This window comes from Aeromonas sp. R1-1, from assembly GCF_040908495.1.
Taxonomy (GTDB): domain Bacteria; phylum Pseudomonadota; class Gammaproteobacteria; order Enterobacterales; family Aeromonadaceae; genus Aeromonas; species Aeromonas veronii.
Genome location: NZ_JBFODV010000056.1, coordinates 1 through 14,984, shown reverse-complemented (window position 1 = coordinate 14,984; position 14,984 = coordinate 1). Strand labels below are relative to the sequence as shown.

14 protein-coding genes are annotated in these 14,984 nt (G+C 58.7%); 10 read left to right on the top strand and 4 right to left on the bottom strand.

What is annotated here, in order from left to right:
- Positions 1 to 241: 241 nt before the first annotated feature.
- Both AB5Y92_RS03235 and glpT read right to left on the bottom strand, forming a co-directional pair.
- Entirely contained in the window at positions 242 to 1,000 is a 759-nt protein-coding gene (locus AB5Y92_RS03235) for a DeoR/GlpR family transcriptional regulator (RefSeq protein ID WP_005337538.1), read from the bottom strand.
- Positions 1,001 to 1,102: 102 nt separating this feature from the next.
- Positions 1,103 to 2,461, bottom strand: coding sequence for a glycerol-3-phosphate transporter (gene glpT, locus AB5Y92_RS03230; RefSeq protein ID WP_194496673.1), 1,359 nt, complete (start codon positions 2,459 to 2,461; stop codon positions 1,103 to 1,105).
- A gap of 489 nt (positions 2,462 to 2,950) precedes the next feature.
- Between glpT and AB5Y92_RS03225 the strand changes: the two genes are divergently transcribed.
- The 4 genes from AB5Y92_RS03225 to AB5Y92_RS03210 all read left to right on the top strand — a co-directional run bounded on the left by AB5Y92_RS03225 (position 2,951) and on the right by AB5Y92_RS03210 (position 7,986).
- Entirely contained in the window at positions 2,951 to 3,799 is an 849-nt protein-coding gene (locus AB5Y92_RS03225) for an MIP/aquaporin family protein (protein ID WP_005350866.1), read from the top strand.
- Positions 3,800 to 3,853: 54 nt separating this feature from the next.
- Positions 3,854 to 5,356, top strand: a complete 1,503-nt coding sequence (glpK, locus tag AB5Y92_RS03220) for a glycerol kinase GlpK (protein WP_368225535.1) — start codon at positions 3,854 to 3,856, stop codon at positions 5,354 to 5,356.
- Positions 5,357 to 5,582: 226 nt separating this feature from the next.
- Entirely contained in the window at positions 5,583 to 7,559 is a 1,977-nt protein-coding gene (locus tag AB5Y92_RS03215; protein ID WP_069526682.1) for a methyl-accepting chemotaxis protein, read from the top strand.
- 193 nt (positions 7,560 to 7,752) lie between these two features.
- The gene (locus tag AB5Y92_RS03210; RefSeq protein WP_204383566.1) at positions 7,753 to 7,986 is read left to right on the top strand and encodes a hypothetical protein; all 234 of its coding nucleotides are present in this window, start codon (positions 7,753 to 7,755) and stop codon (positions 7,984 to 7,986) included.
- Between the two features lie 171 nt (positions 7,987 to 8,157).
- On the opposite strand, the gene AB5Y92_RS03205 is transcribed toward AB5Y92_RS03210, so the two are convergent.
- Positions 8,158 to 9,060 (bottom strand): LysR substrate-binding domain-containing protein, encoded by a 903-nt coding sequence (locus AB5Y92_RS03205; protein WP_005359673.1) that lies wholly within the window; start codon positions 9,058 to 9,060, stop codon positions 8,158 to 8,160.
- 191 nt (positions 9,061 to 9,251) lie between these two features.
- Between AB5Y92_RS03205 and AB5Y92_RS03200 the strand changes: the two genes are divergently transcribed.
- From AB5Y92_RS03200 to dkgB, 4 genes are all read left to right on the top strand, one after another.
- Positions 9,252 to 9,638 carry a DUF6404 family protein gene (locus tag AB5Y92_RS03200; protein ID WP_005359671.1) on the top strand — a complete coding sequence of 129 codons (387 nt, stop codon included), beginning with the start codon at positions 9,252 to 9,254 and terminating at the stop codon, positions 9,636 to 9,638.
- Between the two features lie 75 nt (positions 9,639 to 9,713).
- On the top strand, positions 9,714 to 9,932 hold the full coding sequence (locus AB5Y92_RS03195) for a hypothetical protein (RefSeq protein WP_159163860.1): 219 nt from the start codon (positions 9,714 to 9,716) through the stop codon (positions 9,930 to 9,932).
- A gap of 352 nt (positions 9,933 to 10,284) precedes the next feature.
- Positions 10,285 to 10,581: a putative quinol monooxygenase gene (locus AB5Y92_RS03190; RefSeq protein ID WP_368225532.1), complete on the top strand. Its 297-nt coding sequence runs from the start codon at positions 10,285 to 10,287 to the stop codon at positions 10,579 to 10,581.
- Between the two features lie 65 nt (positions 10,582 to 10,646).
- Complete coding sequence (gene dkgB, locus AB5Y92_RS03185) at positions 10,647 to 11,450, top strand: 2,5-didehydrogluconate reductase DkgB (RefSeq protein WP_338454479.1); 804 nt, start codon at positions 10,647 to 10,649, stop codon at positions 11,448 to 11,450.
- A gap of 162 nt (positions 11,451 to 11,612) precedes the next feature.
- Here the strand turns inward: dkgB and AB5Y92_RS03180 are convergent, their stop codons facing one another.
- On the bottom strand, positions 11,613 to 12,623 hold the full coding sequence (locus AB5Y92_RS03180; RefSeq protein WP_368225530.1) for an HAD family hydrolase: 1,011 nt from the start codon (positions 12,621 to 12,623) through the stop codon (positions 11,613 to 11,615).
- 340 nt (positions 12,624 to 12,963) lie between these two features.
- Between AB5Y92_RS03180 and AB5Y92_RS03175 the strand changes: the two genes are divergently transcribed.
- Both AB5Y92_RS03175 and AB5Y92_RS03170 read left to right on the top strand, forming a co-directional pair.
- Entirely contained in the window at positions 12,964 to 14,142 is a 1,179-nt protein-coding gene (locus tag AB5Y92_RS03175; RefSeq protein ID WP_104014451.1) for an MFS transporter, read from the top strand.
- 143 nt (positions 14,143 to 14,285) lie between these two features.
- Positions 14,286 to 14,957 carry an NAD(P)H-dependent oxidoreductase gene (locus AB5Y92_RS03170; RefSeq protein WP_270656694.1) on the top strand — a complete coding sequence of 224 codons (672 nt, stop codon included), beginning with the start codon at positions 14,286 to 14,288 and terminating at the stop codon, positions 14,955 to 14,957.
- Positions 14,958 to 14,984: the final 27 nt, after the last annotated feature.

Below are 14,984 nucleotides of genomic sequence, written 5' to 3'. Positions count from 1 at the left end.
CAAACGAACATTTTATGGCGAAAGTGTGATCGCCACAGCCCGCCAGAGGTGGCAAAAGTGATACGGCAAGTGACCGAATGGCGTCGGGCCAAAACCGGCGGGTTAATAGCCAAAAAAACCTGATTGAATAGTGGTTTTGGCAATACCCATAAAGGGGTGAGATGAGTGCGGGACTGGGGGAGAGAAAGAGAAAGGAGGCCGCCCTGACGGGCGACCGGCACAGCCTTGGCGTGTTTCGCCGTCAGCAGATGTGGCAGGCGATCTGGTGTTGCGCCATCAATCGCGCCAGCTTTTCCGGTGGCTCCTGATCGGTAAAGAGGGCGTGGATCTGGCTGAGATTGCCCAGATTGACCATGGCATTGCGACCAAACTTGGTGTGGTCGGCGGCCAGGAACACCTGACGGGAGTGGGCGATGATGGCCTGGGCGATCTTCACCTCGTGATAGTCGAAATCGAGCAGGGAGCCGTCGTTGTCGATCCCCGAAATCCCGATGACACCATAGTCCATGCGAAACTGACCGATAAAGTCGCGGGTCGCCTCCCCCACGATGCCTCCATCGCGGTTGCGGATCTCGCCACCGGCAATGATGACGGTGAAGTCATCCTTGGCCGTCAGAATGCTGGCCACGTTGAGGTTGTTGGTAACGATGCGCAGCTCGCGGTGATCGAGCAGGGCACGGGCAATGGCTTCGGTGGTGGTACCTATGTCGATAAAGAGCGATGAGCCGTCGGGAATATTGGCCGCTACCTCGCGGGCGATGCGCTCTTTCTCCTTGAGTTGCATCACTTTACGGGCGCTGTAGGCGGTATTGACGGTACTCGAATGCAGGGAGGCACCGCCGTGATGGCGCCGGATCTTGTTCTGTTCGGCGAGATCGTTCAGATCCCGGCGAATGGTCTGGGGGCTGACGTCAAAGTGGGTCACCAGATCGTCGGTCGAGACAAATCCCTGCCGCGTCAGGACGTCCAGGATCTCCAGATGTCGTTGGGTTTGCTTCACGCTTGCACTCCGATGATGAGACAAAAAAAGGCCCCGGCAGATGCGGGGCCTTTTGGCAGTTTACCTGATCCCCTTTGGGATCAATAAGCTGAGGATCACGTTTTATGCCTTATGGGCAGCCGCTTTCTTGGCCGCAACGGCAATGTTCTCATGCTTGAGGGTCATCGCCAGCAGAATGATGGAGAGCACGCAGGAGACGGTCAGCACCATGAAGCCGCCATCCCAACCGAAGTGGTCAACGGTATAACCCAGCATGGCGTTGGCTGCCACGGCGCCGCCCAGATAACCGAACAGACCGGTGAAACCTGCCGCAGTACCGGCTGCTTTCTTCGGTGCCAGCTCAAGAGCATAGAGGCCGATCAGCATGACAGGACCGTAGATCAGGAAGCCGATAGCCACCAGCGCCATCATGTCGATGGTCGGGTTGCCGGCCGGGTTGAACCAGTAAACCAGTACAGCCAGGGTCACCAGCACCATGAACAGGATACCGGCCGGTGCACGGCGGCCCTGGAACATCTTGTCAGAGATCCAGCCACACAGCAGGGTGCCCGGAATACCGGCCCACTCGTAGAGGAAGTAAGCCCAGGAGGAGTTGTCGACGGTGAAGTGCTTGGCCTCTTTCAGGTAGGTTGGCGCCCAGTCCAGCACACCGTAACGAATGAGGTAAACGAAGGCGTTGGCAATCGCGATGTACCACAGCAGTTTGTTGTGCAGCACGTACTTGACGAAGATCTCCTTGGCGGAGAACTCCTGCTCGTGGCTCTCGTTGTAATCCTTCGGATAGTCGTTCTTGTACTCCTCGATAGGAGGCAGACCGACCGATTGCGGGGTATCACGCATCACGAAGAAGGCGATCACCGCGATGGCGGCCGCAGCTGCCGCAGGCACATAGAAGGCACTGCGCCAGTCGTTGAACCAGCCCATCCCGAGGATAAACAGCGGGCCAATCATGCCGCCGCCCACGTTGTGCGCCACGTTCCAGACCGCAACCACTTCACCGCGCTCTTTCTGTGACCACCAGTGCACCATGGTGCGACCGCAGGGCGGCCAGCCCATGCCCTGTGCCCAACCGTTCAGGAACAACAGCACAAACATGATGGCAATGCTGGAGGTGGCCCAGTGCATGGTACCCATCATGAACATGATGGCAGCCGAGAGCAGCAGACCGGCGGAGAGGAAGTAACGGGCGTTGGAACGGTCAGAGACGTTCCCCATCAGGAACTTGGACAAACCGTAAGCGATGGAGACCCCGGAGAGCGCGAAACCGAGATCACCACGGGAGAAGCCCTGCTCGACCAGATAGGGCATCGCCAGACTGAAGTTTTTCCGTACCAGATAGTAGCCGGCGTAACCGAAGAAGATCCCGAAAAACACCTGCCAACGCATGCGTTTGTAGAAGGGATCGACCTTGTCAGCCGGGAGCCTGTCGATGTGCGCCGCAGGCCTGAAGAGACTAAGCATGTTCTGCTTCCTTATTGTTGTTATGGGCGGTTGAGGATGCCCTGACCATTCCAACGAATCATGTGAGTCCACTAATTCGTAAGCGAGCCTATTGTGCTCATATGCGCTCATTTAATCTGTGATGCATGCTCAAATATTGCAGTTTTATTACAAATAAAAGTTCCAAATGAGAAATCACTCAGCAAGCGCCAGCCCTTGTGTGGCAAGGGTTGCGAGCTACCCCCTAAGTGGTAACTGGCGGTTATCAAGATGCTTTACGTCACATTTTCTTAGCAATGAGTGGGATCTTGTCCACATTTCCTATGGAGGGGGGATGGTGAAATTATTGGGAAGGGTTATTTTCTGTCACGACCGATAACGAGCGCAAACGAGCATAACGTTTGCGCAAGACGCAAAAACAACAAGGAAACGTTTTCGGCAGCAACGGATAGACACAAAAAGATAAAACGGAACATCAAACCTCTACGGGTGGATATAAGGAACAAAAGTATGAGCATACAAAGACCCAATACCCTGCTTGGCGAGTGCATCGCCGAGTTTATCGGAACCGGCCTGCTGATATTTTTCGGCGTCGGATGTGTGGCTGCACTAGTGCTGGCAGGCGCCAACTTCGGGCAGTGGGAAATCTCCATTACCTGGGGTCTGGGTGTGGCCATCGCCATCTATGTGACCGGCGGCATTTCAGGTGCTCACCTGAACCCTGCTGTAACCCTGGCGCTGATGACCTTCTGCGGGTTCGACAAGCGCAAGGTGGTCCCCTACATCATCGCCCAGATGGCCGGTGCCTTCTGCTTCGCCGCCCTTGTCTACTTCCTTTATGGTAACCTTTTCACCCAATGGGAAGTGACCCATAACGTGGTGCGCGGCAGCGTCGAGAGCCTCGGCACCGCCGGGATCTTCTCCACCTATCCCAATGCCCTGCTGACCAACATGCAAGCTTTTGCCGTCGAGCTGGTGATCACCGCCGTCCTGATGCTGGGCATCATGGCGCTGGGTGACAACAACAATGGCGCCCCCAAAGGTTTCGCAGCCGCTCTGCTGATCGGTATCCTGATCGCGGTGATCGGCGCCTCCCTTGGCCCGTTAACCGGTTTTGCCATGAACCCGGCCCGTGACTTTGGTCCGAAACTGTTCGCGTTCTTTGCTGGCTGGGGTGATGTTGCCCTGACCGGTGGTCGTGACAACCCCTACTTCTGGGTTCCGATCCTTGGCCCCATCGTTGGCGCCCAGATTGGTACCGCTCTGTATGTCAAAGTGCTGGCTCCCTGCGTCCCGGGCAACCGTGTCGTCACCACCGAGCAAGCGACCCAAACCGCCAAAGAAGAGGCTGCCGCATAAGAGCGGCCCCCTCCAACGTATAAAAACGTGGAAAATAGAAACGTGGAGAACATCATGTCTGCTGAAAAGAAATATGTCGTCGCTCTGGACCAGGGAACCACCTCTTCCCGCGCCATCGTGTTTGATCAGGATGCCAACATTGTCGGTACCTCCCAGCGCGAATTCACCCAGCACTACCCGAAAGCGGGCTGGGTAGAGCACGACCCGATGGAGATCTGGGCGACCCAATCCTCCGTCTTTACCGAAGTGCTGGCCAAGACCGGCCTGCGCAGCGAAGAGATCGCCGCCATCGGTATCACCAACCAGCGTGAAACCACCGTCGTCTGGGAAAAGGCCACCGGCAAGCCCATTTACAACGCCATCGTCTGGCAGTGCCGCCGTACCGCCGCCATCTGCGAAGAGCTCAAAGCACGCGGTCTGGAAGAGTACGTTCGCGAGAACACAGGTCTGGTGCTGGATGCCTACTTCTCCGGTACCAAGGTGAAGTGGATCCTCGACAACGTGGAAGGTGCCCGCGAGAAGGCGATGAACGGTGAGCTGCTGTTCGGCACCATCGATACCTGGCTGGTCTGGAAGATGACCAATGGCGAAGTGCACGTCACCGACCCGACCAACGCCTCCCGTACCATGCTCTACAACATCCGCGAGCTGAAGTGGGACGAGAAGATGCTGGACGAGCTGGGCATCCCCATGTCAATGCTGCCGGAAGTGAAACCCTCTTCCGAAGTGTACGGCTACACCACCCGTGGCGGCGGCTCCCGCATCCCCATCGCCGGTATTGCCGGTGACCAGCAATCTGCCCTGTTCGGCCAGCTCTGCTTTGAAAAAGGGATGGCCAAGAACACCTACGGCACCGGCTGCTTCATGCTGATGAACACCGGCACCGAGCCGGTTCGCTCCAGCAACGGCCTGCTGACTACCGTTGCCATCGGCCCGAAAGGGGAAGTGAACTACGCACTGGAAGGTGCAGTGTTCATGGGCGGCGCCACCATCCAGTGGCTGCGTGACGAGCTGAAGATCATTCACGATGCCCGCGATACCGACTACTTCGCCTCCAAGGTGGGTGACACCAACGGCGTCTATCTGGTACCGGCCTTCGTTGGTCTGGGTGCTCCCTACTGGGATCCGTATGCTCGCGGCACCATGGTCGGCCTGACCCGCGGTGCCAACCACAACCACATCATCCGTGCCGCGCTGGAATCCATCGCCTATCAGAGCCGCGATGTGCTGGATGCGATGCAGCAGGACTCCGGTATCAAGCTGGCAGCGCTGAAAGTAGACGGCGGCGCTGTAGCCAACGACTTCCTGATGCAGTTCCAGGCTGACATGATGCACACCCCGGTGGTGCGTCCGACACGCATCGAGACCACCGCCATGGGCGCCGCCTTCCTGGCGGGTCTGGCAGTCGGCTTCTGGAAGAGCTCGGACGAGCTGGAAGACAAGTTCAGCGTAGACCGCGAGTTCATCCCGCAGATGGACAGAGACGATCGCGCCAAACGTTACAGCGGCTGGCAAAAAGCGGTTGAGCGTTCACGCCGTTGGGCTGAAGAGGATTGATCGGGCATCCGACATTCCGTTGAGATAAACCCCAGAGAGGCCGACCGCAATGTCGGCCTCTCTTTTTATGCTTTCCCTTGCCGGTTTCTGCCCCCTTCCCCGCTCATTGCTCCCTCCTGTTTTTCTGCCACCCTCTGTTGTCACCATCCGCCACAACGCAATTGAGTTCTCTATCTATAATCATCATCTGGGTCGCATATGCGACCTTATTTATGAGGAGAGCGATATGGAGAGGGCGATACACCGTTTTACACTGCACTCACTCTGGTCAGGGCTCGGGATCCGCACCCGGATCCTCGCTGGCGTGGCGATACTGATGGCCATCGCCATCAGCTGCATCACCTTGATCCTCGAGCAGATATCCCACAGTCAGGCCCAGCAGCGGGTCGAACGCTACGAGCTGCCAAGCAGTGTGGATCGCATTGCCAACCAGCTGACCGCGCAGCTTATCCAGCACCTGACCGAGGCGCAGGCGCTAGCCAGCAACCGTTTTGTCATCGACTGGCTGACCGCTGGTATGCCAGAGCAAGAGTGGCCCGCCATGGAACGCTACTTTCAGGATCTGCAACGGCGGATCGGCGGCAACGTCTTTATCGCCCCCCGCCAGAGCAGCACCTTGATCAACTTCAGCGGCGGCCCAACAGCCCAAAAATCGCTGAGCGAATCAGACCCGAAAGATGGGTGGTTTTTCGGCTTTCTCAAACGCAGCAAACCCTATGAGCTGAACCTCGACATCTCGGATTTTGACAAGCGCGCCTCCCTCTATATCAACACCGCCGTCACCCACGAGGGCAAGACCCTGGCGGTGGCTGGCACCTCCATCGACATGAGCGCCCTGAGCAAGCTCATCAGCGGCTACCGGATCGGCAAGAGTGGTCAGGTCTATCTGGCGGACATGGAGGGCAATATCGAGATCCACCCCGAGCAGGAGGTGGAAGGCGCCGCCCACCACCAGCAATCCTTCCTCGATACCGTCAAGCGGCTTATTCCCAATGCCCGGGAACAGGTGGCCGTAGAGGCGCTAACACTGGAGGGGCAAACCTACCTCATCGCGGTGCGTTACATCCCCACCCTCAACCGGCTGCTGATTGGCGAGATCAACAGCGCCGAGCTGGAAGAGGGCCTGCAGGAATCCCGCCAGCTCATCATCATGGTGTCGCTCGCCATCGGCGGGATCGCCATGCTGGCCTCCGCCTGGCTGGCTCACTCCATCAGTCGCCCGATTCGTCAGGCAGCCGATGGCATGCACCACATCACCGCCGATCGGGATCTGGCGACCCGCCTCGACTTCTCTGACGAGTCGGAGCTGGGCATGATGGCCCAAAGCTTCAATCAGCTGATCCAGAGCCTGAACCAGAGCTTCTCCCGCTTCCAGCAGTCAGGCAGCGCCCTCTCCGCCCAGTCGTCCCAATCCATGCAGCAGGCCCAGGCACTGGCAGGAGAAGCGTGTCAGCAGGCCCAGAGCATTCAGGAACTGACCACTGTGGTCACCACCATCGGCGACAACGCCGAGCAGATCGCCAGCCGCTCTGAAGGGGTCAACGACGTAACCCAACGCATCGCCAACCATATGCTCAGCATCGAGCAGGATGTGACCCAGAGCGCCGCGCAACTCGACAGCTTGCGCAGCAGCATCGGCAGCTCCTCGGCCCTGCTCGATGAGGTGGTGAAAGACAGCAACAACATCACCCAGATCATGAACCTCATCCGCGATGTCTCGAACCAGACCAACCTGCTGGCCCTCAATGCGGCCATCGAAGCGGCCCGGGCGGGGGATATGGGACGGGGCTTTGCAGTGGTGGCCGACGAGGTACGCCAACTGGCGGTGCGTACCCAGACCGCCACCAAGGATGTGCAGGATCTTATCTTGCGCCTGCAGGAGGGAACGCGGCAGGCCAGCAGCTCGATGGCAGACTCACGCAACCTGAGCGAAGAGGGATACAACCGGATGAATCAGGCCAGAGAAGTGCTGGTTGATGCCACCAGCCAGATCAACCAGACCGCCCTCGAGATCAACGAAATCAGCGCGCTGGCGCAGGCGCAGAATCAACAGATGGGGCAAGCCAGAACGGCGCTCGACGAGCTGGCCATGGTGGCCGAACACCAGCGGGAACACGCACAGGAGAGCAATGCCGCCAGCCGCGAACTGTTCGAACTGGCCAAAGCCATCGACGAGCAGATCCGCCAATACCGGATTGGCTAGACCCGCAGCTTCCCTCTCTCCCTCTCAATAACCAAGACGCCACCTCAGGGTGGCGTTTTCATTTTGCAAATCATTTTGCCTGCGCTCTCGAAACGGGAATGACGACAAAACTCGCAAATCATTGATAATTAACATGAAAAAATGTGGAATGGCCATTGCTTAGTGATATCAGACTCAACAGAGGGATATCGCCATGAAACCGACCACCAATCAAGCGCCCGTAGCTCACGTCGCCACTCAAAAAGAGACACTGACCCCCCGCGAAGGCACCTTCCTGATGATGGTGGCCCAGCTGGTGGTGCTCACCTGCATCGTACTGGCCGCCACCGTCGGCGGCCTCTCCTGGCAGTGGACCCTGCTGCTGGCCATTCCGCCGGTGATCGGCGGCGCCCTGCTCAACCGAGTATGGGGCAAACTGCCCCGCTAACTGCACTTCAACTCACACACCTTCCCGAACCGGCGGCCGACCCTCAAGTCGGCCGTCTGTTTATCTGCCACCTGGCTAATGCTGATGGGCTGCAACGAAGGCGCGGCTTGTTCTTCGCCAAGCAAACCGCAGCGACCCACCGTTCAAACAAACCGCACAAACCAACCTGAACTACAGAGTATGGCTGCCCAGCTGCTCTTTGAGAAAATCGAGCCAGACCCGCAGTCGGATATCCCGCTGGGCATCGGAGTAGAAGACGGCATTGATGGGGCGCGAGGCGCCGCTGTTACTGCGGGCCAGCACCTCCACCAGCGCGCCGCTCTCCCGATCCGGCCCGGTCATAAAATCCGACAGACAGACAATCCCCTGCCCCGCCAGCGCCAGCTGACGCAAAGTTTCACCGCTGCTGGCACGCAGACTGGGGGTGATGGCAAAGCGATCCCCCTGCTCGGCACTGAGCAGCGGCCAGTGGTTGAGGTGATCGGGATGCAAAAAGCCGAGCAGCTCGTGACCGCTCAGCAGATCCGCCGGTTGGCGCGGGGTGCCGCGCTCGCTCAAATAAGCGGGAGAGGCCAGCAGCCGCAGCCGCGAACGGCCAAGGGGCAGCGCACGCAGGGAGGAGTCGGTCAGCTCACCGATGCGGATGGCCATGTCCACCCGCCGCTCCATCAGATTGATAAAGCCCTCCGAGCTGTGCAGTTGCAGCTCGATGGCAGGGTAGCGGCGGCGAAACTCGCCGATGATCGGCACCAGCCGGTGCAGGATAAAGGGGGTGGCCGCATCGACTCTCAACACCCCTTCGGGTTGTTCCCGGCGCATCAGCAGATGCCCCTCCGCCTCGCTCATCTCGGTCAGGATCTTCACCGCCCGCTGATAGAACCAGCTCCCCTCCTCGGTCAGGCTGACCCGGCGGGTGGTGCGATTGAGCAAAACGGTTGAGAGCTTCTCCTCCAACCGCTTGATGCCACGGCTCACCACCGAGTTATCCATGCCGAGGTTCTCCGCCGCCTGGCGAAAACTGCCCGCCTCCACCACCGCCACAAACAGGGTCAGTTCATCAGAATGGGTCTTCATTGCTGTTATCCGGACAAGAGTTATGGGCCTTTATAGGCGTAGCTGCTGTGGATTGGCAAGCGTGCTCAGAGAGACGATCTTGTTTTTCGAAGAGAAATAACCAGAGAGAATCACTATCTCTCACCCTGTTTAATCAGTAGAATGCCATCAAAAGGAATCGTATGAAGCCATCTTATCAAGGTGATACATTAATGGAGTTTGAAGAACGGCTGGCTATTGCCCATCAACTACTGGCTGACAGTGGCCTCAAGGAATTTCACTACAATCCGTGGCTGTTCAAATTGCTGCGTAAACTCGGCGTCCCCGTCAAGCCGCCTTATTACGCGGGCTGGCTTACCAATTTCCTCTGTTCCGGCCTCTCTATTGCGCCGTTATGGGGTCTGATTATGTGGACATTCGTCTGGCATCCAGAGGGAAGGGATCTTTTATCAGCCCTGTTCAACACAGCCATGTTCGCTGGCGTATTTGGTCTTTTCACCTTAATTGGACTCTGGCTCAAACGCCGGCAGCTTGGATTGACCCCATGGGAGCAGTTGGAGCACCAGCACATCAGTGAAGGCACAGCAGAAGAAGGTTAAAGCTCCTGCTGCCGATTGAAACTGGGTGCAATACAGGCTCTGAAGAACACACTTTCACAGACTCGGACTCTCACCTTGCCAGATTTCGTTAAATTTTTTATCAGCTTTTCAATTAACTGCCTCATCCAAACCGCCATTGGCCTCTTGGTTCTCGCCTACAGGCTTTTCCGCCACCACAATGGCAACTGGCGCAGCTATCGACGAAGCTGGGACCCTCTCCCTCTATTTGCCTCCATTTTCCTGGGCATGGTGATCGCAAAAAAGCTTCATCCGGCCATCATGGCAGCCTTGTAATGATTGGCCATAGCTTGGACGTTCATAGCCACAAATAATCAAGTAGTTCACTAGATGATCAAACAGTTGTGCCCTCACTGTGAGATAAGCAGTGGATCAAAGCGTCCATGCGGGCCGCAAATATCTCTTTGCGGGTTTTAGGTGGTTTGCCATTGAACGCACAAACCACGAAGGTGAGCTGGTGACTCATGCAGAAAAAGGGTTGTTGACTACAAATTCAGACAATCATTCATAAAAATTTCTCACTACTGCTATTGCTGCTCTCCCCTCAATACTGTTTTGCGACCAGCGCCCTGTTTCCTGCAAGTCACGGCAGGCATACTGACCCTTCGTTTTTGCCAAGGAGGTTCAGATGTCATCACCCGTGATTGTGATTGCCCAGCTTGAAGCCAAACCCGAATTCGCCGCCCAGTTTCGCGCCGCCCTTGAGCCGCTGATTGCGGCCACCTTGCAAGAGGCGGGCTGCCAGCGCTATCAGCTGCATCAGGACTTGGACAATCCAAACAGCTGGATGCTCTACGAGGTGTGGGAGAGCGAAGCGGCCCTCACCGCCCATCAGGGTCAGCCCCACTTTACCGAATTTGTCGCCAAGGCCGAGCCCAGGTTTGCCAGCAGCACCATTCGCCGCTATCAGCCGCTGGGCGCCTGACTGGCCCCTGTGCCACTTTCCACTTAGCCCATCAAGGGCCAACCACCACCCCATTGAGGAACGAGATGATCAATATGCCACCCATGGGTCTGGGCACCTTCCGCCTGAAGGGCGAGCCGCTGCTTGCCACCCTGACCAACGGTCTGGAGCTGGGCTATCGCCATATCGATACCGCCCAGATCTATGACAACGAAGCCGAAGTCGGCGCCGTGCTGACCCGCAGCACTGTTGCCCGTCACGAGATCTACCTGACCACCAAGGTGTGGACCAGCGAGTTTGGCCCGGGCAAGCTGATCCCGAGCCTGGAGGTGAGCCTGGAAAAACTGGGCACCGACTATCTGGATCTGGCGCTGATCCACTGGCCCTCCCCCAAGGATGAGGTGCCGATGGCAGTCTATCTGGAGCAGTTGGCCGAGGCCAAGGCCCGGGGCCTGACCCGGGAGATCGGGGTCTCCAACTTCACCGTGGCTCAACTCAAACAGGCTATCGAGATTTTGGGGCCGGGGGCCATCGCCCACCAGCAGATCGAGGTTCATCCACTGCTGCAAAACCGCAAGGTGGTCGAGTTCTGCAAAGCCCAGGGTATCGCCGTCACCGCCTATATGCCGCTCGCCTATGGCAAGGTGCTGAGCGAGCCGCTGCTGATGGAGATTGGCAAGCGCCACGGGGTATCGGCGGCGCAGGTGTCGCTGGCCTGGCTGCTAGCGCAGGACATGACAGTGATCCCGAGCTCCACCAAACGGGAGAATCAGGCCGCCAATCTGGCCGCTCTCGATATCACTTTGAGCTGCGAGGAGATGGCCGCCATCGCCACGCTGGATCGGGGCGAGCGCTGCGCCAATCCCGACTTTGCCCCAGCGTGGGACTGACGCGAAAGGCGTGAGACTAACGCGAAAGAAAGGCTGGCTCTGCCAGCAAGCCAGATAAAACAGGGAGAGCATCATGCTCTCCCTGTCTCTTTTCTTGCCTCACGCTTTGCAGCGCTTGCTGAACGTCCAGTCACCACATTGATGCCAGATACAGCCCCGCAATCAGGGCGCGTTCTGGCAAAGGGCGGGATCGAATACCTGATTCCAGTCTGATTTCATATCGACCACCACCCAACCCCGTGCTTTTGCCTGCGCCAGCCCGTCGATCAGTTTGCCACTGCCTGGCGGATGGCTGTCGTAGGCGTATTCGCGCTTGGCATCGGTGTGGTGCACCAACAAACCAAAAGTGTGGTAATCCGGGTTGGTCGAGGTGTATTGCAGCATGGGCACGTCGCCATCGCTGTTACCAAAGGCGCCGACCGGACGCTGCCCCATAAAGAGGTGAATGGCGGCCGGTTTCGCCTTGCTGTCATCGAAATAGGCGCCGTTCATGGTCTTGCGGATCTCGCTGCCCTGCCCGGTCAGGGCAAACTCGCCGAGGGTAAAGGAGCCAATCACCTGCTGGGGCGGGATGCCATACATCTGCTCGGACATCACCCGCATAAAATCGACGCCGCCGCCGGAGACAATCCAGGTCTGGAAGCCATTATCCCGCAGATACCCCAGCAGCTGCTTCATCGGCAGATAACCGAGCTGATCGTAGTGGCAGCCAAAACGGGGATCCTTGCTGCTGTTGACCCAGCGAGTGACCCGCTCGGCAAACTCGGTGGTGGTCATGCCGCTGTGGGTCAGTCCCACCAGCTTGGCGAGCCCCTTCTCCCCCGATTTGGCCACGGCCTTGAGGTCGTTGTTCAGCACTGCCGCGACGATGGGGTCGGCCTTCCACTCCGGGTGTTCCGGCGCCAGGCGCTTGATCTCGTCCATCGCAAACTGCAGCTGATAGGTCATGGGCGCTTCCGGCCAGAGGGTGCCGTCATTGTCAAACACCACATGGCGCTTCTCTGGCGGAATAAAAGTGGCCTGCTGCTGATCGGTGGCATTGGTTACCCAGCGGGTGATCGCCTGCTTGGCTGCCGTGTCATTCCAGGCAGAGAGGGGATCGCTCTGGCCAGCCTGTACCGCAAAGGCGCCGCACAGCAGCAAAAGAGAGGAGAGTCGATTCAATATCATCATGTTACCTGTCAGCTGGATATTGCCTGTCGATGAAAACGCACGGCCATCACAACACCGGCGCGCATGGGTTCAACACACACGGGTTTCACAGGGAAAATCCTATGGCTGCCAGCTTGTACTGGAGCTTAAGCAAGCTCAGAAAAGGAGCAGCGTTCATCCCGTTCTGCGAGGCAGATCACTGCGTTGCGCTCACGCCGCGGGCAACACAATCCCCTCCCACCCATCGCCATTGCTGCTGATTTGGCAAAAGTAATTTGATGTCACCGTCATTTTTGCCAACAAAACCCATCGGCATACTGGCGCCATTCTCCCGTCGGGAGTCCCTAACCAAGGAGTTGTTATGCCACTGGCGTTATTTGCCCTTACCCTGAGTGCCTTTGCTATAGGCACCACCGAATTCGTGATCGTGGGGCTCATCCCCACCATCGCCGAGCAGCTCAATGTCTCGCTCCCCTCGGCGGGCCTGTTGGTCAGCCTCTATGCCCTTGGGGTTGCCATCGGCGCCCCTGTGCTCACGGCGCTGACCGGCAAGGTGCCGCGCAAGTGGCTGCTGGTAGGGCTGATGGCGCTCTTTACCGCCGGCAACCTGCTGGCCTGGCAAGCCCCCGGTTACGAGAGCCTGATCGTGGCCCGCATCCTGACCGGACTGGCGCACGGAGTCTTCTTCTCGGTGGGCAGCACCATCGCCACGGGTCTTGTGGCCAAAGAGAAGGCGGCGAGCGCCATCGCCATCATGTTCAGCGGCCTTACCGTGGCGCTGGTGACCGGCGTACCGCTTGGCACCTGGATTGGTCAGGTCTTTGGCTGGCGTGAAACCTTTTTGGTAGTGAGCCTGCTCGGCCTCGTCGCCATGGTGGGTAGCCTGCTGCTGATCCCGAATAACCTGCCCAAGGGGGCAGCCTCAACCATCCGCGAACAACTCTCGGTACTGACCAAAAAGCCGCTGCTGCTGGTCTACGCCAAAACCGCCCTCGGTTATGGCGGCGCCTTCACGGCCTTCACCTTCCTCGCCCCCATCCTGCAGCAGGTGAGCGGCTTTAGCGCCGGTGCGGTGAGCCTGATCCTGCTGGTGTACGGGGTATCGGTCGCCGTCGGCAATATCTGGGGTGGCAAGCTGGCCGACAAGATGGGTCCCCTGCCGGCGCTCAAGCTGCTGTTTGCCGGTCTGGCGCTGGTGCTGCTGGCCCTCACCTTCACCGCACCCCATCCGGTGCTGGCGGTGCTCACCGTGCTGGTGTGGGGCGCCTTTGCCTTCGGCAACGTGCCGGGTCTGCAGGTACTGGTTGTGAAGCAGGCCGAACTGCACACCCCCAAGGCGGTGGATGTGGCATCGGGCCTCAATATTGCCGCCTTCAACGTCGGCATTGCGCTCGGATCTGTGGTCGGTGGCTTGGTGGTAGAGCACCTCGGCCTGATGCACACCCCCTGGATCGGCGCCCTTATCGTGCTGCTGGCCTACGGGTTGACCCATGTCAGCGAGCGCCGCGAAGCCCTCCGGCTCGCTGCCTGTCAGGCATAAGTTGCGCCAGCAGGCGTCACGCAAGGGCGTGGCGCCTGCTGCAATCGGCGCGGCAGGCTTCTATGCTGTGACACAGCCTCAAGCCCTCAACTGTTTCAGCAACCAAGCCTGTCACCCTCGCATCATTTGCCACGGAGTCTGTTATGAAGGTGCTTATCGTCTATGCCCATCCCGAACCCAAAAGTTTCAACGGTGCCCTCTTCTGCCACGCCATCAGGGCGCTGGAGCAGTCGGGCCACACAGTGATGACCAGCGATCTCTATGCCATGGGCTTTGATCCCGTCTCGGATCGGCGCAACTTCACCGCCGCCAGCGATCCCGATTTTCTCAAGCTGCAGCTTGAAGAGCTGGCTGCCACCGAGCAGGGCAGCTTTGCCCCGCAGCTGGAGCAGGAGATGCAAAAGCTGGAGGCGGCCGACCTGCTGATCTTCCAGTTCCCGCTCTGGTGGTTTGGCCTGCCCGCCATTCTCAAGGGGTGGGTGGATCGGGTCTTTGCCATGGGGCGGGTTTATGGTCAGGGCCATATCTACGAGAGCGGCAAGTTTCGCGGCAAGCGGGCGTTGCTGAGCCTGACCACCGGCGGCCCTGCCGAGACCTATCTGCCCGGCGGCTTCAACGGCGATATCGACGGGGTGCTGCGCCCCATCCAGCGCGGGATCCTGCAATTTGTCGGCTTTGACGTGCTGCGCCCCCATATCTGCTATGCCCCGGTGCGGGTCTCGCAAGAAGAGCGGGAAGCCTGGCTCGCCCAGTGGGCCGAGCGCCTTGGCCAGATTGAGCAGGAGTCCCCCATCGCGGTTGGCCGCTACCAGTAACGGCTGACGCAGCTGACACTCCCCCCC